We start from the raw sequence: 22,893 nt of genomic DNA on the forward strand, positions 1-22,893 counted from the left end.
AGGGGGCAACGCCGGCGGACCGGCAGAGCCGGATCCGCGGCGTTTCACGAAGGGGCTTCGCGCTTTGCTTGCCTTGGACGCCGCGCGCTCAGTGCGTCGCGAGAGCCTTGCCTTCGGCGGCGCTTTGGCGGCCGAGGTCTAGCAGTTCCATGAGTTCGACGGCCTGCTCCGGGGGTACGGGGTTCGGGGCCTTGCCGAGAATGGCGTCGCGCACCGCGGCGTAGTAGCTCGCGTAGTTGCCGGGCCGCGTCGGCAGCGCCCGTTGCTGCGCACTGCCGTCGTCCGCGTGCAGGGTGAGTTCACCGTCGAGGCCATCGACGCCCCATCCCTCGCCACCAGGGCGTCGTCCGGCGCGCAGTGCGTCTTCCTGCGGATCGACACCATGCTTGACATAGCTGCCGCGCGTGCCGTGCAGGATGTAGCGCGGGGCCGCGTGTGCAGCCAGCGTGGTCGAATGCAGCACGACACGCAGCGGCGCGTGCGGGCCGACCTCGTAGCGCAAGACCGCGTGGAAGTAGTCGTCGACCAGCGCCCCGTCGCGCAGCACGGCGGTGTCGAGCTGCAAGGTGTCGGGCCGGCCGAACAGCTGGATGGCTTGATCGACCAGGTGCGCACCCAGGTCGACCCACAGTCCCGCGCCCGGCACGGCCTGCTCCCGCCAACGGTCGCGCACCTGCGGCCGGAAGCGATCGAAATGCGACTCGAGATACACCGGACGCCCGAGCTCGCCGCCCGCGAGCACGTCGCGCAACGTCAGAAAGTCCGCGTCGAAGCGGCGGTTCTGGTAGACCGACAGCAGGCGATCGTGGCGCAGCGCCAGCGCCGCCAGTTCGCGCGCTTGCGCCGCATCGAGCGTGAAGGGCTTGTCGACCACCACATGCTTGCCGGCGGCCAGGGCCTCGCGGGCCAGCGGGTGATGCTGGGCATTGGGCGCCGCGATCACGACCAGGTCGATGTCGGCCCGGCGCAGCAAGGCCGCGGCATCCGGGACCACGTCGACGCCGGGCCAGTCGGCATGGACCTTGTGCGGCTGGGAGCTGGCCACGGCGCCCAGCACGAGGCCGGGCACGGCCGAAAGCACGGGCGCATGGAAGGTCTGGCCCGCAAAACCATAGCCGACAAGGCCTGCGCGCAGAGGGAAAAAGGTCATCGGAGGGGTGGCTCTGGTTTGGGAAACGGCCAGTATGCGATAATCTTCGGCTCAGCGAAAAGTGCAGCGCGGCGCCGTGCCGTGTCGCTCCTCCAAGATTTCTTTGATCAAGGGGGCCTGTGGCTCTCGCATCGACCAAAGGAAAGACCATGAAAGAAGGCATTCACCCGAACTACCGCGAAGTTCTGTTCGTCGATCTGTCGAACGGCTTCAAGTTCGTGACCCGTTCGTGCGCGAACACCAAGGAAATGGGCAAGACCGACGACGGTCGTGAACTGCCTCTCTTCAAGCTCGACACGTCGAGCGAATCGCACCCCTTCTATACCGGCACGCAAAAGTCGGTCGACAACATGGGCGGCCGCGTCGAGAAGTTCCGCAACCGCTTCGGCAAGACCACCGGCGCCGCTTCCAAGTAAGGAAGGCGCTTCCACGTCGAGGGCAGCCCGGTTTACCGCGCTGCCCTTTTTCTTTACCCGCGTTTCACCCATCCTCCACCGTTGAATCAGCCGACGCCAGCGATCGTTGCCCAAAGCGCCGTACGCCGCCTGCCGCGCATCGCGCTGCTGTTGCTGTGCGCCGCCTACCTGATGCCGGGCCTGCTGGGGCGCGGACCGTGGAAGAGCGCCGATATCGTCGCCTTCGGCTACATGTCCGAACTCGCGCACACCACCGAAGGCCTCGCGCGCTGGTTCGACCCGATGCTGCTCGGCATGCGGCCCGAAAGCCCCGCCCTGCTCCCCTACTGGATCGGTGCCTGGGCAATCAAGGCAGCGCCCGCGTGGCTCAACCCCGATCTGGCGGTTCGCATCGTCTTCGCCCTGCTGCTGTGGGGCGCCTTCACGGCCACCTGGTACGCGGTGTACTACCTCGCCCGCACGCCCCGCGCGCAACCGGTGGCGTTCGCCTTCGGCGGCGAGGCCCGGCCGACCGACTATGCGCGCGCGATGGCGGACGGCGCACTGCTGGCGATGATCGCGTGCCTCGGGCTCGCGCAGCTGGGACACGAAACCACCCCCGCGCTGGCGCAGCTTTTCTTTGCCTCCCACCTGTTCTATGGCGTCGCTGCACTGCCGTACCGGCGTGTCGGGGCTTTCATTGCCCTGGCGATCGGGGCCGTCGGCATGACGCTGAGCGGCGGCCCGACGGTCGGGCTGGCATTGGGCATCGGCTGCGTGCTGGTGCTGATCGCCGAACGCCGTCGCGGCGTCGATACCACCGAGGAACCCAGCTACTCCACCGGCGCGGTCATCGCGGTGCTGGGTGCCACGGTGCTGGCAGGCGTGCTGGCCGCTTCGCTCGGCCTGTTCGACTGGAAGATCGAGCTTCCCGGCAGTCGTGCGGCGAGCATCGCCGTCGATGTCAGGAATCAGGCCAAGCTGCTGCTGTGGTTCACCTGGCCCGCGTGGCCGCTTGCCGTGTGGACCCTGTGGCGCTGGCGCCGCCAGCTCATGGCCCGCCACGTCGCGTTGCCGCTGTGGTTCGCACTGGTGCCCCTGGCCGCGACCTGGACCACCAACTATTCCGAACGCTCGCTGCTGCTCGCCCTGCCTGCCTTCGCGACGCTGGCGGCCTTCGCCCTGCCGACCTTCCGGCGCAGCGTGTCGGCGTTGATCGACTGGTTCACGCTGCTCTTCTTCAGCGGTTCGGCGATCATCATCTGGGTCATCTGGATCGCGATGCAGACCGGCGTGCCGGCCAAGCCGGCCGCCAATGTCGCGAGACTGGCACCCGGCTTCGTTCCGCACTTCTCGGTCGTCGCCTTCGCCTTCGCGCTGGCGGCGACACTTGCCTGGGCGTGGCTCGTGCGATGGCGCACCGGCCGTCACCGGGCGGCGCTCTGGAAGACCCTGGTGCTGCCGGCCGGCGGCGCGGCGCTGTGCTGGATGCTGCTGATGACGCTGTGGCTGCCGCTGCTCGACTACGCGCGCAGCTACATCCCGCAGGTGCGGGCGGTCTCCGAACGCGTGGGCCAGCCTGCATGCATTTCCGAACTCGCGCTCGACCGCCCGCATATCGCAGCGTTGCGCTTTCATGGCCAGCTGAAGCTGCAACCGCTGACCACTGCGCAGAACTGCCCCTGGCTGCTGGTGGCCCCGGAAGCGATCGTGCGGCTGCACGAAATCGTGAACCTCGATGGTTGGCGCTTCACCGGCACGCTGCGCCGTCCGACCAGCGCGGGCGACGATCTGCTGCTCTACCAACGGATCACCCCGGCCGGTGACTAGCGAACGGCGCGTGATCGTGCGCCACGCCGCGACGGTGCTGGCCGGACAGATGGCGGTAATGGCCTTCGGCGTGACCGACACGATCGTGGCCGGCCGCTATGCCGAGGGCGCCCTGGCCGCACTGTCGGTCGGCTCGGCCATCTTCGTCAGCGTCTACGTCTCGTTGATGGGCGGCCTGCAGGCGCTGCTGCCGGTGTGGGCCGAACTGCACGGCGCGCGGCGCACCGGGGAAGTCGGCGCGTCGGTGCGGCAGTCGCTCTACCTGTGCGGCATCGCGATCGTGCTCGGGATGAGCGTGCTGCTGTTCCCGGCCCCGATGCTGCGCTGGACCGAAGTGCCGCGGGCCATGCGCGCGGACGTCGAGGCCTATCTGCAGGTGCTCGCCTTCGCGCTCGCGCCGGCCCTGCTGTTCCGGCTTTTCAGCACCCTGAACCAGAGCCTGGGCAAGCCGCAGCTGGTGACCTGGCTGCAGCTGGCTTCGCTCGCCATGAAGCTGCCCCTGTCCATCTGGCTCACCTTCGGCGGCGCGGGCCTGCCCGCGATGGGCCTGGTGGGCTGCGGCGTCGCGACGCTGATCGTGAACTGGACCATGTTGGTGCTCGCCGTGCTGTTGCTGCGCAGGCAGGCCTTCTACCGCGAGTACCGCTTCTGGCAGCGTATCGAGAAGCCCGACTGGTCGCAGCTCGGCCAGTTCGCGCGGTTGGGCGTGCCGGCCGGGCTCTCGGTGTTGGTGGAGGTGACCTCGTTCACGCTGATGGCGCTTTTCATCGCGCGCCTGGGCACCGCCGCTTCGGCAGCCCATCAGATCGCTTCGAACCTCACCGCGGTCGCCTACATGATGCCGCTGTCGCTGGCCATCGCGACCAGCGCGCGCGTGAGCTTCTGGCTCGGCGCGGGCGAGGCGGCCCTGGCGCGCCGCGCCTGCCGCAAGGGCTTCGAGCTGGCGCTGTTCTTCGCCCTGCTGATCGCGGGATCGATGCTGCTGTTCCGATGGCAGCTGCCGCGCATCTATTCCGCCAATCCCGAGGTCGTGGCACTCGGCGCGACACTGCTGCTGGCGACCTGCATCTACCACTTCGCGGACGCCGTGCAGACCTTGTGCGTGTTCGTGCTGCGCTGCTATCGGGTCACCGTGATGCCGCTGATCCTCTATTGCACGCTGCTCTGGGGCGTGGGCCTCGGCGGCAGCTACCTGCTGGCCTACCGCGGCGTCGGTCCGTGGCCGGCGATGGAGTCGCCGCTGGCGTTCTGGATCATGGGCGCGCTGGCGCTCGCGCTCACCGCAACGCTCTTCCTCGCCCTGCTGCTGGTGACCGTCAGGCAGCGACGCTGACCGGCGCAGCCGGCCGCAGCCGCGTGACCGGGAACAGCAATGCGAAACGCGAGCCCTTGCCGACCGTGCTTTCGATGCGCAGCTCGGCGCCATGGCGTTGCGCCACGTGCTTCACGATCGCCAGTCCGAGCCCGGTGCCGCCGGTCTCGCGCGAGCGGCTGCGATCGATGCGATAGAAGCGCTCGGTCAGCCGCGGAATATGCTCGGCCGCGATGCCGGGTCCGCTATCGCGCACCGCATACTCGCCGCGACCGTCGGGCAGGAGGCGCCAGCTCACCGCCACCTGGCCGCCGCCCGGCGTGTATCGGATGGCGTTGCTCAGCAGGTTCGACATGGCGCTCTGCAGTTCGGTCGGCGCGCCGGCCAGCTCGGTGTCGGCCTCCATGTCGAACGAGAGCCGATGACCCTGCGACGCCAGCCGGCTCGACAAGCCGCGCCCCTCGTCTTCGCATTGCGCCAGCAGCGCCCGCACGCGGGTCCAGCGATTGGCCGGCGGTGCCGCACTGCCCTCGAGCCGCGACAGCGTCAGCAGGTCGTTGACCAGCGTTTCCATGCGATGCGACTGCTGCCCCATGAGCGCGAGGTAGCGCGCGCGCTCCTCGGCATCGAGCGGCAGGTTCTGCAGCGTCTCGACGAAGCCTGCGAGCACCGTCAGCGGCGTGCGGATCTCGTGCGAAACGTTGGCGACGAAATCGCGCCGCATCGCTTCGGCCTGTTCGACCGCGGTGATGTCGCGCGTGAGCAGCATGCGGCGATTGCCCGCGTAGGGATGGACCTGTACCGACAGCCGCATCGGCTGACCACGGTGCGCATGCACCTGCGAGGACGCGTCGATCACCACGTCGCGGCTGTAGTTCCACGATGCGAGGTAGGCCACGAAGGCCGGATCGCGCACCAGGTTCGCGAGGTGCTGCAGCAGGTCGCGCTCGGCATCGATGCCGAACTGCGAGGCCGCCGTCTGGTTGCACCATTCGATGCGCCCCTGCTCGTCGAGCAGCACCACGCCATTGGGCGAAGCCTGAATGGCAGCGAGGAATTCCTGCAGCCGGTCCTCGGCCTGACGGGTCTGCTGTTCGCGCACGCGCAGCAGCTTGCGAATGCGTTCGGACAGTTCGCCCCACACGCCGGGACCGCGCAAAGGCAGGCCCGAGGCATCGTTGCGCAAGACCTTCAGCAGGCGCTGCGCACGCCATGCATCGAGCGCCAGCCAGAGCAGCGCGCCCAGCCAGGCGCCGGCCCCCGCGAAACGCCAGCCGATGAGGGCTGCCGCACAGGCGGCGCCCGCGAGCGAAGCGATCAGGAAAGTTGCGATACGGAAGGGCATGCCGAAACGATTATCCCGCCCGTGGGCCGTGCACCGCCGCGCGGCGGCCCGGCGTCGGCATCAGACGGTGGCCTGCGCCGTGAGCCGGTAACCCGCGCCGCGCACGGTCTCGACCATCGGCGCGGCCGCGCCGAGCGATTCGCGCAGGCGCTTGACGTGCACGTCGACCGTGCGCTCCTCGATGTAGACGTGGTCGCCCCACACCTTGTCCAGCAGCTGGGCACGGCTGTGCACGCGCTCGGCATGCTGCATGAGATAGCCCAGCAACTTGAACTCGGTCGGCCCTACCTTGAGCGGCGCGCCCTGCCAGGTCACGCGGTGCGTCGCGGTGTCGAGCGCGAGCTCGCCGATCTCGACGCGCTCGGTCACGATCTCGGGCGCCCGGCGGCGCAGCACGGCCCGGATGCGGGCCAGCATCTCCTGCGTCGAGAACGGCTTGGTGATGTAGTCGTCGGCGCCGGCATCGAGCCCGGCCACCTTGTCGGACTCGTCGCCGCGCGCAGTGAGCATGAGGATCGGAATCGCCTTGGTGCGCGAGTCCTTGCGCCAGTGGCGCGCGAGCTGCAGGCCGCTCTGGCCCGGCAGCATCCAGTCGAGCAGCACCAGGTCGGGCAGGAAGGCATCGATCTCGCGCTGCGCCGCATCGCCGTCCTCGGCCCAGATCGGCTCGAAGCCGTTGTGGCGCAGGTTGACGGCGATCAGCTCGGCGATCGAGGACTCGTCTTCGACGATCAGGATGCGGGGTTTCTTCATGCTCTCGGGTTACTGCAGTGCCGACTCGATATCTTGCATCGAAGTGTGCCGCACATCGGCGCCCTTGACGATGTAGATGATGAACTCGGCGATGTTCTTCGCATGGTCGCCGATGCGCTCGATGGCCTTGGCCAGGAACAGCAGGTCGAGGCTGGCCGAGATGGTGCGGGGATCTTCCATCATGTAGGTCACCAGCTTGCGCACGAAGCCGTCGAATTCCTTGTCGATCAGGTCGTCGTCTTTCAGGATCGAGAGCGCAGCGGCGGTGTCCAGCCGCGCGAAGGCATCGAGCGCCTTGCGCAGCAGGCCCGAGGCCAGGTCGGCGGCGACACGCAGCTCGATCGAGGGCAGCGCGCGCGCCGACCCGCTCTCGATGATCTTCTTGACCATGCGCGCGATCTTGTTGGCCTCGTCGCCGACGCGTTCGAGGTTGGCGGTGGTCTTCGAGATCGCGATCAGGAGGCGCAGATCGCGCGCCGTCGGCTGGCGCCGCGCGATGATCGACGACAGCTCGCGGTCGATCTCGATCTCCATCGCGTTGACGCGGTTCTCGGTCTCCATCACGCGGTCCGCGGCTTCCGAATCGAATTCGGACAGCGCATACACCGCCTGGTAGATCTGCGACTCGACCATGCCGCCGAGCTCCATCACGCGGGACGAGACGGTGTTGAGTTCGCTGTCGAACTGACTGGAGAGGTGTTTCTCGGTCATGCGATCTCCTTAGCCGAAACGGCCTGTGATGTAGTCCTCGGTCTCCTTGCGCTTCGGCTTGAAGAACAGCTCTTCCGTGGCACCGAATTCGATCAGGTCGCCGAGGTACATGTAGGCGGTGTAATCGCTGCAGCGCGCGGCCTGCTGCATGTTGTGGGTCACGATGACGACGGTGTACTCGCTCTTGAGCTCGGCGATCAACTCCTCGATCTTCGCCGTCGAGATCGGGTCCAGCGCCGAGCACGGCTCGTCGAGCAGCAGCACCTCGGGCTTGATCGCGATGCCGCGCGCGATGCACAGGCGCTGCTGCTGCCCGCCCGACAGGCCGGAGCCGCTCTGCTGCAGCTTGTCGCGCACCTCGGTCCAGAGCGCGGCCTTCTTGAGCGCCCATTCGACGCGATCGTCCATCTCGGCGGCGCTCAGGCTCTCGAACAGCTTCACGCCGAAAGCGATGTTGTCGTAGATCGACATCGGGAACGGCGTCGGCTTCTGGAACACCATGCCGACCTTGGCGCGGATCAGTGCGACGTCCTGCTTGGAGGTCAGCAGGTTCTCGCCGTCCAGCGCGATGGTGCCCTCGGCGCGCTGCTCGGGATAGAGCTCGAACATCCGGTTGAAGGTGCGCAGCAGCGTCGACTTGCCGCAACCCGACGGGCCGATGAAGGCCGTCACCTTGTTCTCGGGGATCTCGAGGTTGATGCCCTTGAGCGCGTGGAACTTGCCGTAGTAGAAGTTCAGGTCCTTGACCGAGATCTTCGAACGCGAGGGCTGTGCGAGTGTGGTTGGCATGGGGGTCAGAGTTTGGTGCGGGTCAGGACCCGCGCGAGGATATTGAGGCCCAGCACCGCGACGGTGATCAGGAACACGCCGGCCCAGGCCAGATGCTGCCAGTTCTCATAGGGGCTCATCGCGAACTTGAAGATGGTCACCGGCAGGCTGGCCATCGGCTGGCGCAGGTCGGAGGTCCAGAACTGGTTGCTGAGTGCGGTGAAGAGCAGCGGCGCGGTTTCGCCGGCGATGCGCGCCACGGCCAGCAGCACGCCGGTGACGACACCCGCGCGCGCGGCGCGCAGCGTAATGCTCAGGATCACCTTCCACTTCGGCGTGCCCAGCGCATAGGCCGCTTCGCGCAGGCCGGGCGGCACCAGCTGGAGCATGTTCTCGGTCGTGCGGATCACGACCGGGATCACGATCAGCGCCAGCGACAGCGCACCGGCCAGGCCCGAGAAGGTCTTGAAATAGGCCACCACCACCGCGTAGACGAACAGGCCGATCACGATCGACGGCGCCGACAGCAGGATGTCGTTGACGAAGCGGATCACGTTCGACAACCAGCTCTTCGGGTTGTACTCGGCCAGATAGATGCCGGCCATGATGCCGATCGGCGTTCCGATGAAGGTGGCCATCGCCACCATCATGAAGGAGCCGTAGATCGCGTTGGCGATGCCGCCCGCCTCGTTCGGCGGCGGCGTCATCTCGGTGAAGGTGGCCAGCGCGAGGCCGCCCACGCCGAGGCGCAGCGTTTCCCACAGGATCCAGACCAGCCAGAACACGCCGAAAGCCATCGCGGCGAGCGACAGGCTCAGCGCGATGATGTTGACGCGCTTGCGGCTGGCAAAGCGCGCAGCGCGTGTTTCCTCGAGCGCCTTGGCGCTCAGCAGACGTTCTGCGGTGGTCATGCTCGCGTCCCTTCGCTCTTCTTCATCCGCTGCAGCAGCAGCTTGGACAGCGACAGCACCACGAAGGTGATGAAGAACAGCACCAGCCCGAGGTACATCAGCGAGGCCTGGTGCAGGCCTTCGCCGGCTTCGGCGAATTCGTTGGCCAGCACCGAGGTGATGCTGTTGGCCGCCTCGAACACCGACAGCGAACTGAGCTGGTTGGTATTGCCGATCACGAAGGTGACGGCCATCGTCTCGCCGAGCGCGCGGCCCAGGCCGAGCATGATGCCGCCGACGACGCCGGCCTTGGTGTACGGCAGCACGACCTTGGAGACGACCTCCCAGGTGGTCGAACCCAGGCCATAGGCCGATTCCTTGAGCAGCGGCGGCGTCACCTCGAACACATCGCGCATCACCGAGGCGATGAACGGAATGATCATGATCGCGAGGATGATGCCGGCCGACAGGATGCCGATGCCCACGGGCGGCCCGGTCACCAGCGCGCCGAGGTAAGGCACCCCGGCGAAAAGCTTCTGGAGCGGCTGCTGCACATAGGCCGCCAGGATCGGCCCGAACACCAGCAGGCCCCACATGCCGTAGACGATCGAAGGCACTGCAGCAAGCAGCTCGATGGCCGTGCCCAGCGGGCGCTTGAGCCACGAGGGCGACATCTCGGTGAGGAACAGCGCGATGCCGAAACTCACCGGCACCGCGATCAGCAGCGCGATCAGCGAGGTGGCGAGCGTGCCGTAGATCATCACGAGACCGCCGTATTCGTCCTTGACCGGATCCCACACGCTGCTGGTGAAGAAGCCGAAGCCGAACTTGGCGATCGCCGGCCAGGCGCCGACCAGAAGCGACAGCAGGATGCCGATCAGCATCGCGAGCGTCAGCAGCGCGGCCCCCATGGCGGCCCAGCCGAACAGACGGTCGGTGAGCGGCCCGGTGCGCGGCCGCTTGGCCGGCGGCGGACTGGTCGCGGCACGCGCGTCCTCGGTGGCGAGGTCGAGCGCGCGGGCGTTTGCGGGAAAGGTGGATGACACAGGTCGCTCCGAAAGCGGCGCGCGATCGAGCTCCATGCTCATGCGCGCCGTCGTTTCTTATTGCTGGACGGTGATGGTCTTGCCCGACGCGTCCTTGATCTCACCCCAGGCGGACGCGATGGCACCCTTGACCTTGTCGGGCATCGGCACGTAGTCGAGATCGGCAGCGGTCTTGTCGCCGTTCTTGTAGGCCCAGTCGAAGAACTTGAGCGTGGTCGCCGCCTGCGCCGGCTTGTCCTGCGCCTTGTGCATCAGGATGAAGGTCGCGCCGGTGATCGGCCATGCGTCCTTGCCCGGCTGGTTGGTCAGCACCTGGTAGAAAGTCTTGGACCAGTCGGCGCCGGCGGCCGCGGCCTTGAACGCGGTGTCGTCGGGCGAGACGAAGGCACCGGTCGAATTCTCCATCTGCGTGTACGTCATCTTGTTCTGCTTGACGTAGGCGTATTCGACGTAGCCGATCGAATTGGGCAGCTTGTTCACGAAGGCCGCGACACCCTCGTTGCCCTTGCCGCCCGCGCCGGTGGGCCAGTTGACGGCCGTGCCGTCGCCGACCTTGCTCTTCCAGTCGGCGTTGACCTTGCTCAGATAGTTCGTGAACAGGAAGGTCGTGCCCGAACCGTCGGCGCGGCGCACGGGTGCGATGGCCGCATCGGGCAGCGCGACCGAAGCGTTGAGCGCCTTGATCGCCGGATCGTTCCACTTGGTGATCTTGCCGAGGTAGATGTCGCCGAGCACCTGGCCGCTGAGCTTGAGCGCACCGGGCTTGATGCCCTGGATGTTGACCACGGGGATCACGCCGCCGATCACGGTGGGGAATTGCATCAGGCCCTTGGCCTTGAGCTCTTCGTCGGCCAGCGGCATGTCGGAGGCACCGAAGTCCACCGTCTTGGCATCGATCTGCTTGATGCCGGCGCCGGAACCGACCGACTGGTAGTTGATCTTGACGCCGGTGGCCTTGTTGTAGTCGGAGGCCCACTTGGAATAAAGCGGCGCCGGGAAGCTCGCGCCGGCGCCGGTGGCTTCCTGTGCGAAGGCGGGAACTTGGGCGAAGGCCGCGGCGACGAGGCCGGCGGCAGCGAATTTGAACGTCGTTTTCATATTGGAACTTCCTTTGAAGTGAAGGACCCCGCAAGGGGCTTGAGACGGACTCTAGGGAGCTCGTGTGACATCGGTGTGACACCCCTCCACAGAGGGAAAACGACCCTTTCGGCGATCCGGCCCACATGACGGTGTCATGCAACCGTCACACGGCCGATCTAGCCTTGCGCTCGCCTGCGTGCTCGTCGGCGCTACGATCAGGCCCCGGCCTCTCCACTTCAATATGCAAAACGGAACCCGCCTCGCTGCGGTCGATCTCGGCTCCAACAGCTTTCGCCTCGAAATCGGTCAGGTCGACCATGGCCAGATCCATCGCACCGAATACCTGAAAGAGACCGTGCGCCAAGGCAACGGCCTGGACAGCGCGCGCAACCTCACGCCCGAGGCCATGCAGCGCGGATGGGACACGCTCGCGCGCTTCGGCGAACGATTGGCGGGCTTCAAGCGCTCGCAGGTGCGTGCGGTCGCCACGCAGACGCTGCGCGAAGCCCGCAACCGCGACGAATTCCTGCTGCGCGCGCGCACCGTGCTCGGCTTCGGCATCGACGTCATCACCGGCCGCGAGGAAGCGCGTCTGATCTACCAGGGCGTCGCCCACGCGCTGCCCCACACCGATGCCAGCGACCGCGAACGCCGGCTGGTGGTGGACATCGGCGGACGCTCCACCGAGATGATCATCGGCCGGGCGCTCGAAGCCGAGGTGATGGAGTCCTACCGTGTCGGCAGCGTCGCCTGGTCGATGAAGCATTTCGCCGAGGGCCAATTCACGGCCGCGGCCTTCCGGGCGGCCGAGATCGCGGCCAAGGCGGTGCTCGACGACGCGCTCGGCAGCTACGTGCCCGACCGCTGGGACGTCGCCTACGGTGCCTCGGGCACGATCGGAGCGGTCGGCGACGTGCTGGCGGCTGCCGGCGGCGAGCCGGGCCTGATCACGCGTGAGGGACTCGACTGGCTGCTCGACCGGCTGCTCAAGGCCGGCAGCGCCGACCGGCTGCGCATCGAAGGCATGCGCGAGGACCGCAAGGCCGTGATCGGCGGCGGCGTGAGCGTGCTGCGCGCCGTGTTCGACCTGCTCGAGATCGAGGAGATGCGGGTCGCCCAGGGCGCGCTGCGCCATGGCGTGCTCTATGAATTGCTGGAGCGCGACGACAGCGTCGCCGATCTGCGCGCTTCCACGGTGGCCCGGCTCGCCGGCCGCTTCGCCGTCGATGCGATGCAGGCCCGGCGCGTCGGCGAGACCGCCGCGGCGCTGTTCCTGCAGATCGATCCGGCCGCGCGCGGCGCCAGCACCACGAGCCGAGCCGGTCGCGCGCTGCGCAAGCTCGGCTGGGCGGCGCAGCTGCACGAGATCGGCGTGCAGATCTCCCACAGCGAGTACCACAAGCACGGCGCCTACATCCTCGACAACGCCGATGCGCCGGGCTTCGCGGTGAACGAGATGCACTGGCTCGGCCAGCTGGTGCTCGGCCACCGCGGCAAGCTGCGCAAGCTCGAACCGGTGCTGGAGGACGAAGGCTTCGCCGCGCAACTGCTGTCCTTGCGGCTGGCGGTGATCCTCTGCCATGCACGGCGCGATCCCGATCTGCAGGGGCTGCGCTTCACTCACGCGGGCGGACGGGTGTTCTCGGTCGCATGCCGCAGCGGCTGGGCGGAAGCCTATCCGCAGTCGGCGCATCTGCTGCGCGAAGAGGTGCTGGCCTGGCAGAAGACCAACTGGCGCGTCGAGCTCGCCGGCTGAAGGCGCCTGGCGCTACAGCAGTTCGGGCGACTGCACCGCAACCACGATCGTCTGCACGTCGTGGTCGCGCTCGCGCGAGCGGATCCACCAGGCCGCGCCCTTGCGCACCGGGCAGCTGTCCTGCTGCAGCCCGAGCAACAGCGAGATCGACTGGCCGAGCGAAGGCTGATGCCCGATCAGCAGCACCACCGACTTGCCGTTGGGCCAGCCGGCCGCGCCCAGTAGCGCATCGGGCGTGGTGTCGGGCGCGAGCTCGGCGCGCAGCTTGTATTTGCGCCCGAGCGCCAGCGCCGTCTGCTCGCAGCGCCGCGCCGGGCTGCAGACCACGCGCGTGCCTTCCGGCAGTTGGCGATCGAGCCAGGCGCCCATGCGCTTGGCCTGCTTCTCGCCGCGCGGCGTGAGCGAGCGCTGCAGGTCGTCGCAGCCCTCGGTCCAGTCCTCGGCCTCGGCATGGCGCCAGAAAATAAGGTCCATGGTGTTGTCAATCTCTTGAAGCGGCGCGGCTGAGGCCGCGCGATGCGTAGCGGTCCATCAGGGCCTTCTGCGCGCCGTGGGCTTCGACCGCGGCCGCGGCACCGCCCTCGCCCGCGTGCGTGTCGCGACGCACGTGGTGGTAGGCGCCGTCGGCGCCGAGGTCCCAGGCGTCGCGGCCGTCGTGCAGGTAGGCGACCAGGCATTCGTCGATGAGCCGCTGGCGCAGCACCGGATCGGTCACCGGCCAGGCCAGCTCGATGCGCCGCAGCATGTTGCGATTCATCCAGTCGGCGCTGGACAGGTAGAGCGCTTCGTCGTCGCCCTGGCGGAAATAGAAGACGCGCGAATGTTCGAGAAAGCGCCCGATCACCGAGCGCACGCGGATGTTGTCGGTCAGGCCCGGCGCCTGCGCCGGCAGCGTGCAGGCGCCGCGCACGATCAGGTCGATCTTCACGCCCTTCTGCCCGGCCTTGACCAGCGCGGCGATCAGGTCCTCGTCGGTCAGCGCGTTCATCTTGGCGACGATGCGCGTCGGCTCGCCCAGCGCCGCGGCAACACCGAGCGCGTCGATGCGCGCGAGCAGGTTGCGGTGGAGGTCGAAAGGCGCGAGCCACATGCGGTTGAGCTTCGGCAGCCGGCTCTGGCTGGCCAGGTGCACGAACACCGCTTCCATGTCGGCGGTCAGCAGCGGATCGGCGGTCAGATGGCTGATGTCGGTGTAGAGCGCCGCCGTGCGCGGGTTGTAGTTGCCGGTCGACAGATGACCGTAGCGCCGCATCTGCTTGCCCTCGCGGCGCGTCACCAGCAGCATCTTGGCGTGGGTCTTCAGGCCGACCACGCCATACACCACCTGCGCGCCGATCGATTCGAGCATCTCGGCCCAGTTGATGTTGGCTTCCTCGTCGAAGCGCGCCTTGAGCTCCACCACCACCGTCACTTCCTTGCCGTTGCGGACGGCCTCGCGCAGCAGGTCCATCAACTCGGAGTCGGTGCCGGTGCGGTAGATGGTCTGCTTGATGGCGAGCACCTGCGGATCTTTCACCGCCTCGCGCAGGAACGCGAGCACGCCCTCGAAGCTTTCGAAAGGCTGGTGGATCAGCGCATCGCCGCGCTGCAGCCGATCGAAGAAGGACTGGCCGGGCGACAGCGTGATCGGGTAGGACGCCTGGTAGGGCGGAAAGCGCAGCTGCGGTTCCTCGAGCAGGTCGATCAGCTGCGTCAGGCGCGCCAGGTTGACCGGCCCATGCACACGGTAGAGCGCCTGCGCGGGCAGATTGAACTGCGCAAGCAGAAAGCTCGCCAGCGATTCGGCGCAGCTGGCCGACACCTCGAGCCGCACGGCCTGTCCATAGTGCCGATGCTGCAGGCCCTGGCGCAGCGCGGTGCGCAGGTTCTTGACGTCCTCCTCATCGACCGCGAGGTCGGAATGGCGCGTCACCCGGAACTGCGAGAACTCGCCCACCTCGCGCCCCGGAAACATGCTCGACAGGTGGGCGCGCACGATGCTCGACAGCGCGATGAACAGCGTCTTGCCGCCCGACACCTTCGACGGCATGCGGATCAGCCGCGGGAGCACGCGCGGCACCTTGACGATGGCGATCGGGTTCTCGCGGCCGAAGGCATCCTTGCCACTCAGCCGCACGATGAAGTTGAGCGACTTGTTGGCCACCTGCGGAAACGGATGGGCCGGATCCAGCCCGACCGGGATCAGCAACGGCCGGACCTCGCGCTCGTAATAGTCATGCACCCATTTGCGCTGCACCGGATTGCGCTCGCCGTGGGAGATGATCTGGATCCCCTGGGCCGCGAAGGTGGGAATCAGCTCGTCGTTGTAGAGCGCGTACTGACCTGCGACCAGCGCGTGCGCCGCCGCGGCCAGCCGCTCGAAGGATGCCACGGTGTACGTGCCCTTGTGGTCCCCGGCCACGCCGGCGCCCAGGTGCGGCGCCGCGCGGACCTCGAAGAACTCGTCGAGATTGGACGACACGATGCAGAGGTAGCGCAGCCGCTCGATCAGCGGCACCTCGGGACGCCGCGCCCAATCGAGCACCCGCTCATTGAAGGCGAGGATGCTGTGGTCGCGATCGAGCAGCACCAGGGCGGGCTGGACGGGAGCGGCCGCGGCGTCTGCTTTGGCGGGCGACATGGACACTGATTCTGGGACAAGCGGCACGGAAATGCTCGTAGGCGTAAACATGACAGTGTCGACAGCCGTTGTGACAGTTCCATGACAAGCATGTGACGCCATCCCCGAATCGATTCAATGGCCCAGGAAGTGCTTCCGGTAGCGCGACGGCAGATCATCGATGCGCATCAGCATCGGCAGGTCGGCGGTATTGAAGTCCGGATCCCAGGCCGGCGGCCCCAGCACCTTGGCGCCCAGGCGCAGATAGCCGCGGATCAGCGCCGGCGCCTCGACCTCCAGCGCGTCGTCGAGCCGATGCACCGGCAGCGGCAGGCGCGGCTGGACCTGGTACTGGATCGGCGCCATGTGCGTGGCCGAGAGCTGGCGCCAGATGCTGGCCGCCGCATCGCCGCTGGTGACGCCGTTGTGCCACATCGGAATGCTGGCGCAGCCGATCATCGTGTCGAGCCGGTTCCGGTTCATGAAACCGGCCAGTGCGCTCCAGAGCGCCAGGATCACGCCGCCCTGGCGATGGTCCGCATGCACGCAGCTGCGGCCGAGCTCGACCATGCGTTCGCGCAGGTCGCGCAGCCGGGTCAGGTCGAATTCCGTGTCGCTGTAGGTGCTGCCGACGCGGCGTGCCTGGGCCGGCGTCAGCACGCGGTAGGTGCCGATCACCTGCTGCGTCGCGACATCCCGCACCAGCAGGTGTTCACAGAAATCGTCGAAGATGTCGATGTCGTGGCCGTCCAGCGGCGTCGTGAGGCGGGCGCCCATTTCGCCCGCGAAGACCTGGTAGCGCAGCCGCTGCGCCGCGCGCACGTCGTCCTGGTGGCGCGCCCAGGTAACGCTGATGCCCGACGCCGGCTCGGCGGGTACCGGGTCCACGCGCGGCAGCGGCGCCGGGACAGACACGGCAGTGCGGGTCGCGGGGCTTGGCGCGGGCCAGAGCGCCGCGCGCAGTCCCAGTTGCGAGAACGGAAACGTCGGAGTGGGCAGTTCTTTCATGCGAGACCCTTTCTGCCGCTGGAGTCTGGGCATCCGCAGTGAAACAAGCATGTCAGCGCCATGGCAATTGCATGACGCGCATGACCCGTGCGATCCTGCTTCGTCGTCTAATGCCCCACATTCGTCCCCTGGAGTCCTGTTCATGGCCGCCGACACACCGATCCAAGTCGAGACCCGTCGCCACCAGATGTTTCCCGTCCTGAGCGCCGCCGACATCGCGCGCATCCGCCGATTCGGCGAGCTTCGCCGCTATGCGCGCGGCGACTGCCTGTTCCGCGCCGGCGAACCCGGCCCCGGCATGTTCGTCGTGCTCGAGGGCGTGGTGGCGATCAGCCAGCGCGACGGGCTCGGCCATGTGGTGCCCATCGAACGCCAGGGGCCCGGGCAGTTCCTGGCCGAGGTCGCGCAGCTCTCGGGCCGCCCTGCCCTGGTCGACGGCCATGCCGAGGAAGACGTCCAGACCCTGCTGGTGCCGCCCGAACGGCTGCGCGCGCTGATCATTGCCGAAGCCAATCTCGGCGAGCGGCTGGTGCGCGCGATGATCCTGCGCCGCGTGGCCCTGATCGAATCGGGCGCGAGCGGCCCGGTGCTGATCGGCCCGCCGCAATCGGCCGCCGTGATGCGGCTGCAGAACTTCCTGCGCCGCAACGGCCATCCCCATCACGTGGTCGATGCCACGCAGGACAGCGACGCGGCCGCGCTGCTCGAACAGTACGGAGAGGCCGAATTGCTGGTGGTCTGCCCCGATGGCTCCGTGATGGCGAACCCGACCGACAACGCGCTCGCGCGCTGCCTCGGCATGGTCGACACCCTCGAGCATGCCGACCTGTTCGACGTGCTGGTGGTCGGCGCCGGCCCGGCCGGCCTCGCGACCGCGGTGTATGCCGCATCCGAAGGGCTGCGCGTGATCGTGCTCGACTGCCGCTCCTTCGGCGGCCAGGCCGGCGCCAGTGCGCGCATCGAGAACTACCTCGGCTTTCCGACCGGCATCTCGGGCGGCGCACTGGCCGGGCGTGCCTATGTGCAGGCGCAGAAGTTCGGCGTCGAGATGCTGATTCCCGCCGAGGTCGCCTCGCTGGACTGCAGCGCCGCCGACCACGGCGGCGAGCTCGCGGTCCGGTTGACCGATGGCCGGCGCCTGCGCTCGCGCACGGTGGTGATCGCGAGCGGCGCGCACTACCGCCGGCCCGAGGTGCCGCGTCTCGCGGAATTCGAAGGCCGCGGCATCTGGTACTGGGCCTCGGCGATCGAGGCCAAGCTGTGCGCACAACAGGAAGTCGCGCTGGTCGGCGGCGGCAACTCGGCCGGCCAGGCGGCGGTGTTCCTGTCGCAGCAGGCGGCCAAGGTCAACGTGCTGGTGCGCGGCCCTTCGCTGGCCGCCACCATGTCGCGCTACCTGATCGACCGCATCGAGGCCACGTCCAACATCGCGCTGCATCCGCACACCGAACTCGTGCACCTGAACGGCGAGCCCGCGACCGGGCTGAACGGCGCGACCTGGCGCAACCGCCTGAACGGCACGCTGGAGGATTGCCCGGCGCGCAACATCTTCCTGTTCATCGGCGCGGTGCCCGAGACGGCCTGGCTCGAGGGCTGCGGTGTCGCGGTCGACAAGCACGGCTTCGTGCTGACCGGCGAAGCCGCGCGCGGCGGATTCCCGGCCCGGCCGGCCGCTGCGCTGGAGACCAGCGTCGCCGGCGTGTTCGCGGTCGGCGACGTGCGCTCGGGCTCGGTCAAGCGCGTCGGCGGCGCGATCGGCGAAGGGGCGGCGGTGGTCGCGCTGATCCACCGGCATCTCGCGCCGACGGCCGCCGCGGCCGCCTGAGCCGCCGCCTGCAGGAAAAGCCGGCCGCCGCTATGCTGGCCGGCCCCTTTTCATCACCCATGGAATCCAGCCACATGCCGCAAGCACCCATCGACGCCTATTCCTGGCCCACGCCCAATGGCCACAAGGTCCACATCATGCTCGAGGAGTGCGGCCTGCCCTACCGCGCGCACCCGGTCAACATCGGCAAGGGCGATCAGTTCGAGCCCGGCTTCCTCGCCATCAGCCCCAACAACAAGATCCCCGCGATCACCGATCCGCAAGGACCGGACGGCAAGCCGATTTCGCTCTTCGAGTCCGGCGCGATCCTGGTCTACCTCGCGGGCAAGACCGGCAAGTTCCTCCCTGAGGGCGACCGGGCGCGCTACGAGATGCTGCAGTGGCTCATGTTCCAGATGGGCAGCGTCGGCCCCATGCTCGGCCAGGCCCATCACTTTCGCATCTACGCGCCGGAGAAGCTCGCCTATGCGATCGACCGCTACAGCAACGAGGCCAAGCGCCTCTACGGCGTGATCGACAAGCAGCTCTCGCGCAACAAGTTCATCGCCGGCAGGACCTATTCGATCGCCGACATCGCGATCTTCCCGTGGCTGCGCAGCTGGGAGAACCAGGGCATCGTGCTGACCGACTACCCGCACCTGAAGGAATGGTTCGACGGCATCGCCGCCCGCCCGGCCGTGCAGCGCGGCGTGCAGGTGCTGGCCGAGCACCGCAAGCCCATTCGCGACGAAAAGGAGCGCGAGATCCTGTTCGGCAAGACGCAATACCAACGCCGCTGAACGAATGGGGCGGGAGATCCCCGCGCTCAGGCTAGAATCGAAGGCTCGTCGGGGCGTAGCGCAGCCTGGTAGCGCATCTGGTTTGGGACCAGAGGGTCGAAGGTTCGAATCCTTTCGCCCCGACCATCAATTCTTGTTTCTTCCTCAGCTCACGGGCAGTTGCTCAGGCAGCGGTTCAGCCGGTGGGCTTGGCGGAACCTTCTCCGCTTTGTCGCTGTTCTCCGGCTTGTCCTTGCCGAGGCTGTCGATCATGGCCTCGCCCACGGGATCCTTGCCGTCGGAGGGAATCGATTCTTCGAAGCCGATCTCGGGCTCCTCGTTCGTGCTGTGCTTTTGCGGTGCTGCGGCGGGGGTGTGGTCTGTCATGGGCGGACTCCTTGGCAGGCCAACTTGCGCCGTGGCGCGCATCTGCGCACCCGGGCAATGCCACCACCCTTTGTCAGCCGGGACCGACGCGCCAGCGGCTCAACGTAAAATCGCGCCTCCCTGCACTGCCCGTAGCTCAGTTGGATAGAGCACCTGCCTTCTAAGCAGGTTGTCGGGGGTTCGATCCCCTCCGGGCAGGCCACCGATGTTTTCGATCGGGGCGCAAAGGCCTACGTCTTCTTCATCTTCGGCCGAGCAGGTGCACGAGCCGTCCGTGCAGACGACGTCCCGATCTTGCTGAACAGCGCCCTGCCCAAGTCCTCCGATGCCTTCGCATCCAGCGCATCCGTCTGGAAGAGGCTCGAGAAGTCGCACACCTGCTGCGCCAGCGACACCAGCGACGAGATCAGCGTGCTCTTGCGTCCGCTCCTGAAAAGCGCGACGTAGTTGATCTCCGGCAGGCTGGGCGAAGTCTTCACCACCGCCAGCGCCCGGCGCTCGATCAGCGGTTTCAGGCAGGCCAGCGGCAGGTAGCTGACGCCGATGCCGGCCACGGTAAGTCCGATCAGCACGAGCGTGTTGTTGCTGCTGATGGTGTTGGCCTGCAGGAACTCCGGCGATTGCAGCCAGGGCTTGAACATGGCGGTCGTTCCCGACCTGTCGCCCTGCGTCAGGATCGTCGTCGAGGCCAGTTCCTGCAGACTCACTGCCCGCGAGGTCGGCAGCAGGCCGGGCTTGCACATCCACGCGAGCCTGGCCGTGCCGACGCGATGGCTCGCGAAGCGGGCATCCGCCACGACGTCCGGCGCGATGATCAGGTCCATCTCGTCGGCCAGCAGCTTGTCACGCAGGCTGAGGCTGGAATCGACATCGGGTTCGATCACCACCCTGGGATAGGTCTGCCGAATGAGCCGCACGAGGCGCGGCAGCCAGGTGATGGCCGTCAACTCGGTCACGCCGATGCGCACGCGTCGCGCAACGACTTCGGGCTTGCTCAGTTGTTCGACGGCCGCATCGCGGTGTTCGAGCAACCGCCGCGCCAGCACCAGGACTTGCTCGCCCTTCTCGGACAGGCGCGCCTGTCGCTTCTCGCGATCGAAGAGCACTTCGCCCAACGACGATTCGAGTTCCTGGATGCGCTTGGACACCGCCGACTGCGTGGTGTTGAGCTTGCGCGCGGCAGCGGCGAATCCGCCCAGATCGGCAATCCAGTAGACGGCCTCGAGTTGCTTGAAGGTGAACACGGCGAGTCCTTCGGGATGGCGTTGCAGCCGTTGCAATAAATCGCTTTAGGCGATTCATTCAGATTAGTAAATATCGCTTTTATTTGTCAAGCGCCTCACCAACAATTCGTCATCGCCAACGCCCGAGCCCTCGATGTACGACCAGCCGATCAACGCCCCTGCTCCCCTGCTGCCCGCGCACCAGGTGGAAGCGCTGAAGACCATCGCGGTCTCCCATCTCAGCGACAACCTGCAGCGCCTGTCGGGCATCGCCGGCCTGCAGCGCTTCCATCGCGCAGCCAGGCTCGTCGGCACCGCGCTCACCGTCAAGGCGCGGCCCGGCGACAACCTGTTCATCTACAAGGCCCTGACGATGCTGTCGCCGGGCCACGTGCTGGTGGTCGATGGCGCGGGCGACACCGCCAACGCACTCGTCGGTGAACTCATCATGCTGTACGCGCAGCAGCGCGGCTGCGCCGGCCTGGTGATCGACGGTGCCGCGCGCGATACCGCGGCATTCCATCGCGCCGACTTTCCCTGCTATGCACGCGCCTCGAGTCACCGCGGGCCGTACAAGGCGGGGCCGGGCGCCATCAATGTGCCGGTCTCGATCTGCGGCCAGGTGGTATTGCCGGGTGATGCGGTCGTCGGCGACGAGGACGGGATCGTCACCTTCCCTGCGGCCAAAGCTGCCGAACTGATCGCCGCCGCACGGCGCAGCGCGGCTTTCGAAGAAGAGATCCGGGCCGAGATCGCCAACGGTCAGGTTGCACAAAGCTGGCTCACACGCACGCTGCAGCCCCATGGCCTTTGATACGCAGCCGAACTCGATGCCACAGGAGGCACCCGACTTGACCCCCATCCTCGCCGACCGTCTGAGCAGCGTCAAAGCCTCACCCAGCATGGCAGCACGAAGCCGCGTGAGCGCCCTGCGCAGCGCGGGCAAGGAGATCGCCGATTTCACGATCGGAGAACCGGATTTTCCGACGCCGGGTCACATCGTCGCTGCCGGCGTCGATGCCTTGCGCAACGGCCAGACACGCTACACGGCGTCATCGGGAACACCGGCGTTGCGCCGGGCCATCTGCGACAAGCTCGCGCGAGAGAACCAGCTGAGCTTCACACCCGATCAAGTGGTCGTCGGCAGCGGCGCCAAGCAGGTCATCTACAACGCGCTGTGCGCGTCGCTGAACGAAGGCGACGAGGTCATCGTGCCGGCGCCCTACTGGGTCTCCTACCCGGACATGGTCGCCATCAACGGCGGCGTGCCGGTGATCGTGGCCAACGGGCCCGCGAGCGGCTTCAAGCTCACGCCGCAATCGCTGCAGGCGGCGATCACGCCGAAGACGCGCTGGCTGATCCTCAACTCGCCCAACAATCCCAGCGGCGCGGTCTACAGCGAAGCCGAACTGCGCGCGCTGGTCGAGGTGTTGATGCGGCATCCGGACATCTGGCTGATGACCGACGAGATCTACGAGCACTATGTCTACGGATCGGCCAGCCATGTGTCCATTCTTCAGGTGGAACCGGCGCTGGCGACACGCACACTGATCGTCAACGGCATGTCGAAGAGCTACGCGATGACAGGATGGCGCATCGGCTACGGTGCGGGGCCTCGGTCGCTCGTTGTGGCGATCGAGATGCTGCTGTCGCAAAGCACTTCATGCGCGGCAGCGATGAGCCAGGCGGCCGCGGTGGCCGCGCTGCAGGGTGCGCAGCAATGCGTTGCCGATGCGGTCGCCGAGTTCTCGGCACGGCGTGATCGCATGGTCGAAATGCTGAACGAAGTCCCCGGCATCGATTGCAGCGCGCCGGACGGCGCGTTCTACTGCTTCCCGAGCGTCGGCGGCCTGTTCGGCAAGACAGGCAGGAACCGCAAACCATTGACGTCCGATCTGGACGTGATGCTCTTCCTGCTGGAAGAAGCCGGTGTGGCGAGCATCGACGGAACATCCTACGGAATGCCTGCCTTCCTGCGAATGTCCTTCGCCACCTCGATCGACCAGATCGAGCAAGGATGCCGCCGCATTCGCGCTGCCTGCGCGACGCTGCGCTGA

21 protein-coding genes and 2 tRNA genes are annotated in these 22,893 nt (G+C 67.4%); 10 read left to right on the forward strand and 13 right to left on the reverse strand.

The genetic code is table 11. The features are described 5' to 3' along the window. Positions 1 to 88: 88 nt before the first annotated feature. The gene (locus WDLP6_RS14690) at positions 89 to 1,150 is read right to left on the reverse strand and encodes an oxidoreductase (RefSeq protein WP_162592917.1); all 1,062 of its coding nucleotides are present in this window, start codon (positions 1,148 to 1,150) and stop codon (positions 89 to 91) included. Positions 1,151 to 1,299: 149 nt separating this feature from the next. Between WDLP6_RS14690 and WDLP6_RS14695 the strand changes: the two genes are divergently transcribed. The 3 genes from WDLP6_RS14695 to WDLP6_RS14705 all read left to right on the forward strand — a co-directional run bounded on the left by WDLP6_RS14695 (position 1,300) and on the right by WDLP6_RS14705 (position 4,708). After that, on the forward strand, positions 1,300 to 1,566 hold the full coding sequence (locus WDLP6_RS14695; RefSeq protein WP_162567888.1) for a type B 50S ribosomal protein L31: 267 nt from the start codon (positions 1,300 to 1,302) through the stop codon (positions 1,564 to 1,566). Positions 1,567 to 1,647: 81 nt separating this feature from the next. Next, complete coding sequence (locus tag WDLP6_RS14700; protein WP_162592918.1) at positions 1,648 to 3,375, forward strand: hypothetical protein; 1,728 nt, start codon at positions 1,648 to 1,650, stop codon at positions 3,373 to 3,375. Positions 3,376 to 3,424: 49 nt separating this feature from the next. Beyond that, positions 3,425 to 4,708, forward strand: a complete 1,284-nt coding sequence (locus WDLP6_RS14705; protein WP_443083455.1) for an MATE family efflux transporter — start codon at positions 3,425 to 3,427, stop codon at positions 4,706 to 4,708. Here the strand turns inward: WDLP6_RS14705 and phoR are convergent. From phoR to pstS, 7 genes are read right to left on the reverse strand one after another with little or no spacing between them, the layout of a single operon-like run. Then, the gene (gene phoR, locus WDLP6_RS14710; RefSeq protein WP_162567891.1) at positions 4,692 to 6,032 is read right to left on the reverse strand and encodes a phosphate regulon sensor histidine kinase PhoR; all 1,341 of its coding nucleotides are present in this window, start codon (positions 6,030 to 6,032) and stop codon (positions 4,692 to 4,694) included. The genes WDLP6_RS14705 and phoR overlap by 17 nt on opposite strands. A gap of 60 nt (positions 6,033 to 6,092) precedes the next feature. Then, positions 6,093 to 6,785: a phosphate regulon transcriptional regulator PhoB gene (gene phoB / locus WDLP6_RS14715; protein ID WP_162592920.1), complete on the reverse strand. Its 693-nt coding sequence runs from the start codon at positions 6,783 to 6,785 to the stop codon at positions 6,093 to 6,095. 9 nt (positions 6,786 to 6,794) lie between these two features. Next, positions 6,795 to 7,496 carry a phosphate signaling complex protein PhoU gene (phoU, locus tag WDLP6_RS14720; protein WP_162592921.1) on the reverse strand — a complete coding sequence of 234 codons (702 nt, stop codon included), beginning with the start codon at positions 7,494 to 7,496 and terminating at the stop codon, positions 6,795 to 6,797. Between the two features lie 9 nt (positions 7,497 to 7,505). Continuing rightward, complete coding sequence (gene pstB, locus WDLP6_RS14725; RefSeq protein WP_162567894.1) at positions 7,506 to 8,285, reverse strand: phosphate ABC transporter ATP-binding protein PstB; 780 nt, start codon at positions 8,283 to 8,285, stop codon at positions 7,506 to 7,508. A gap of 5 nt (positions 8,286 to 8,290) precedes the next feature. After that, positions 8,291 to 9,175, reverse strand: a complete 885-nt coding sequence (gene pstA, locus WDLP6_RS14730) for a phosphate ABC transporter permease PstA (RefSeq protein ID WP_162592922.1) — start codon at positions 9,173 to 9,175, stop codon at positions 8,291 to 8,293. After that, positions 9,172 to 10,236 carry a phosphate ABC transporter permease subunit PstC gene (gene pstC, locus WDLP6_RS14735; protein ID WP_443083456.1) on the reverse strand — a complete coding sequence of 355 codons (1,065 nt, stop codon included), beginning with the start codon at positions 10,234 to 10,236 and terminating at the stop codon, positions 9,172 to 9,174. Before pstC ends, pstA begins: the two co-directional genes overlap by 4 nt. Before the next feature lie 21 nt (positions 10,237 to 10,257). Continuing rightward, positions 10,258 to 11,298, reverse strand: a complete 1,041-nt coding sequence (gene pstS / locus WDLP6_RS14740) for a phosphate ABC transporter substrate-binding protein PstS (protein ID WP_162567897.1) — start codon at positions 11,296 to 11,298, stop codon at positions 10,258 to 10,260. A gap of 223 nt (positions 11,299 to 11,521) precedes the next feature. Between pstS and WDLP6_RS14745 the strand changes: the two genes are divergently transcribed. Further along, positions 11,522 to 13,036 carry a Ppx/GppA phosphatase family protein gene (locus tag WDLP6_RS14745; RefSeq protein ID WP_162592924.1) on the forward strand — a complete coding sequence of 505 codons (1,515 nt, stop codon included), beginning with the start codon at positions 11,522 to 11,524 and terminating at the stop codon, positions 13,034 to 13,036. Positions 13,037 to 13,048: 12 nt separating this feature from the next. On the opposite strand, the gene WDLP6_RS14750 is transcribed toward WDLP6_RS14745, so the two are convergent. The 3 genes from WDLP6_RS14750 to WDLP6_RS14760 form a co-directional block, all read right to left on the reverse strand. Continuing rightward, positions 13,049 to 13,510, reverse strand: coding sequence for a SixA phosphatase family protein (locus WDLP6_RS14750; protein ID WP_162567899.1), 462 nt, complete (start codon positions 13,508 to 13,510; stop codon positions 13,049 to 13,051). A 7-nt stretch (positions 13,511 to 13,517) separates the two neighbouring features. After that, entirely contained in the window at positions 13,518 to 15,707 is a 2,190-nt protein-coding gene (gene ppk1 / locus WDLP6_RS14755; protein WP_174259873.1) for a polyphosphate kinase 1, read from the reverse strand. A 63-nt stretch (positions 15,708 to 15,770) separates the two neighbouring features. Next, positions 15,771 to 16,643 carry a GNAT family N-acetyltransferase gene (locus WDLP6_RS14760; protein ID WP_162592926.1) on the reverse strand — a complete coding sequence of 291 codons (873 nt, stop codon included), beginning with the start codon at positions 16,641 to 16,643 and terminating at the stop codon, positions 15,771 to 15,773. 142 nt (positions 16,644 to 16,785) lie between these two features. On the opposite strand from WDLP6_RS14760, the gene WDLP6_RS35380 reads away from it, so the two are divergent. The 3 genes from WDLP6_RS35380 to WDLP6_RS14775 all read left to right on the forward strand — a co-directional run bounded on the left by WDLP6_RS35380 (position 16,786) and on the right by WDLP6_RS14775 (position 19,373). Beyond that, positions 16,786 to 18,468 carry an FAD-dependent oxidoreductase gene (locus tag WDLP6_RS35380; RefSeq protein WP_162592927.1) on the forward strand — a complete coding sequence of 561 codons (1,683 nt, stop codon included), beginning with the start codon at positions 16,786 to 16,788 and terminating at the stop codon, positions 18,466 to 18,468. A gap of 74 nt (positions 18,469 to 18,542) precedes the next feature. After that, positions 18,543 to 19,247 carry a glutathione binding-like protein gene (locus WDLP6_RS14770; RefSeq protein WP_162592928.1) on the forward strand — a complete coding sequence of 235 codons (705 nt, stop codon included), beginning with the start codon at positions 18,543 to 18,545 and terminating at the stop codon, positions 19,245 to 19,247. A gap of 49 nt (positions 19,248 to 19,296) precedes the next feature. Beyond that, positions 19,297 to 19,373, forward strand: a tRNA-Pro gene (locus WDLP6_RS14775). Positions 19,374 to 19,391: 18 nt separating this feature from the next. Here the strand turns inward: WDLP6_RS14775 and WDLP6_RS14780 are convergent. Further along, positions 19,392 to 19,613: a hypothetical protein gene (locus tag WDLP6_RS14780; RefSeq protein ID WP_162592929.1), complete on the reverse strand. Its 222-nt coding sequence runs from the start codon at positions 19,611 to 19,613 to the stop codon at positions 19,392 to 19,394. Positions 19,614 to 19,738: 125 nt separating this feature from the next. Between WDLP6_RS14780 and WDLP6_RS14785 the strand changes: the two genes are divergently transcribed. Further along, a tRNA-Arg gene (locus WDLP6_RS14785) sits at positions 19,739 to 19,815 on the forward strand. 28 nt (positions 19,816 to 19,843) lie between these two features. Here WDLP6_RS14785 and WDLP6_RS14790 read toward each other — a convergent pair. Continuing rightward, positions 19,844 to 20,857, reverse strand: coding sequence for a LysR family transcriptional regulator (locus WDLP6_RS14790; RefSeq protein WP_162592930.1), 1,014 nt, complete (start codon positions 20,855 to 20,857; stop codon positions 19,844 to 19,846). Between the two features lie 133 nt (positions 20,858 to 20,990). On the opposite strand from WDLP6_RS14790, the gene WDLP6_RS14795 reads away from it, so the two are divergent. Both WDLP6_RS14795 and WDLP6_RS14800 read left to right on the forward strand, forming a co-directional pair. Then, the gene (locus WDLP6_RS14795; RefSeq protein ID WP_162592931.1) at positions 20,991 to 21,650 is read left to right on the forward strand and encodes an RraA family protein; all 660 of its coding nucleotides are present in this window, start codon (positions 20,991 to 20,993) and stop codon (positions 21,648 to 21,650) included. Next, positions 21,640 to 22,893: a pyridoxal phosphate-dependent aminotransferase gene (locus WDLP6_RS14800; RefSeq protein WP_443083408.1), complete on the forward strand. Its 1,254-nt coding sequence runs from the start codon at positions 21,640 to 21,642 to the stop codon at positions 22,891 to 22,893. Before WDLP6_RS14795 ends, WDLP6_RS14800 begins: the two co-directional genes overlap by 11 nt.

The organism is Variovorax sp. PBL-E5, from assembly GCF_901827185.1.
GTDB lineage: Bacteria > Pseudomonadota > Gammaproteobacteria > Burkholderiales > Burkholderiaceae_C > Variovorax.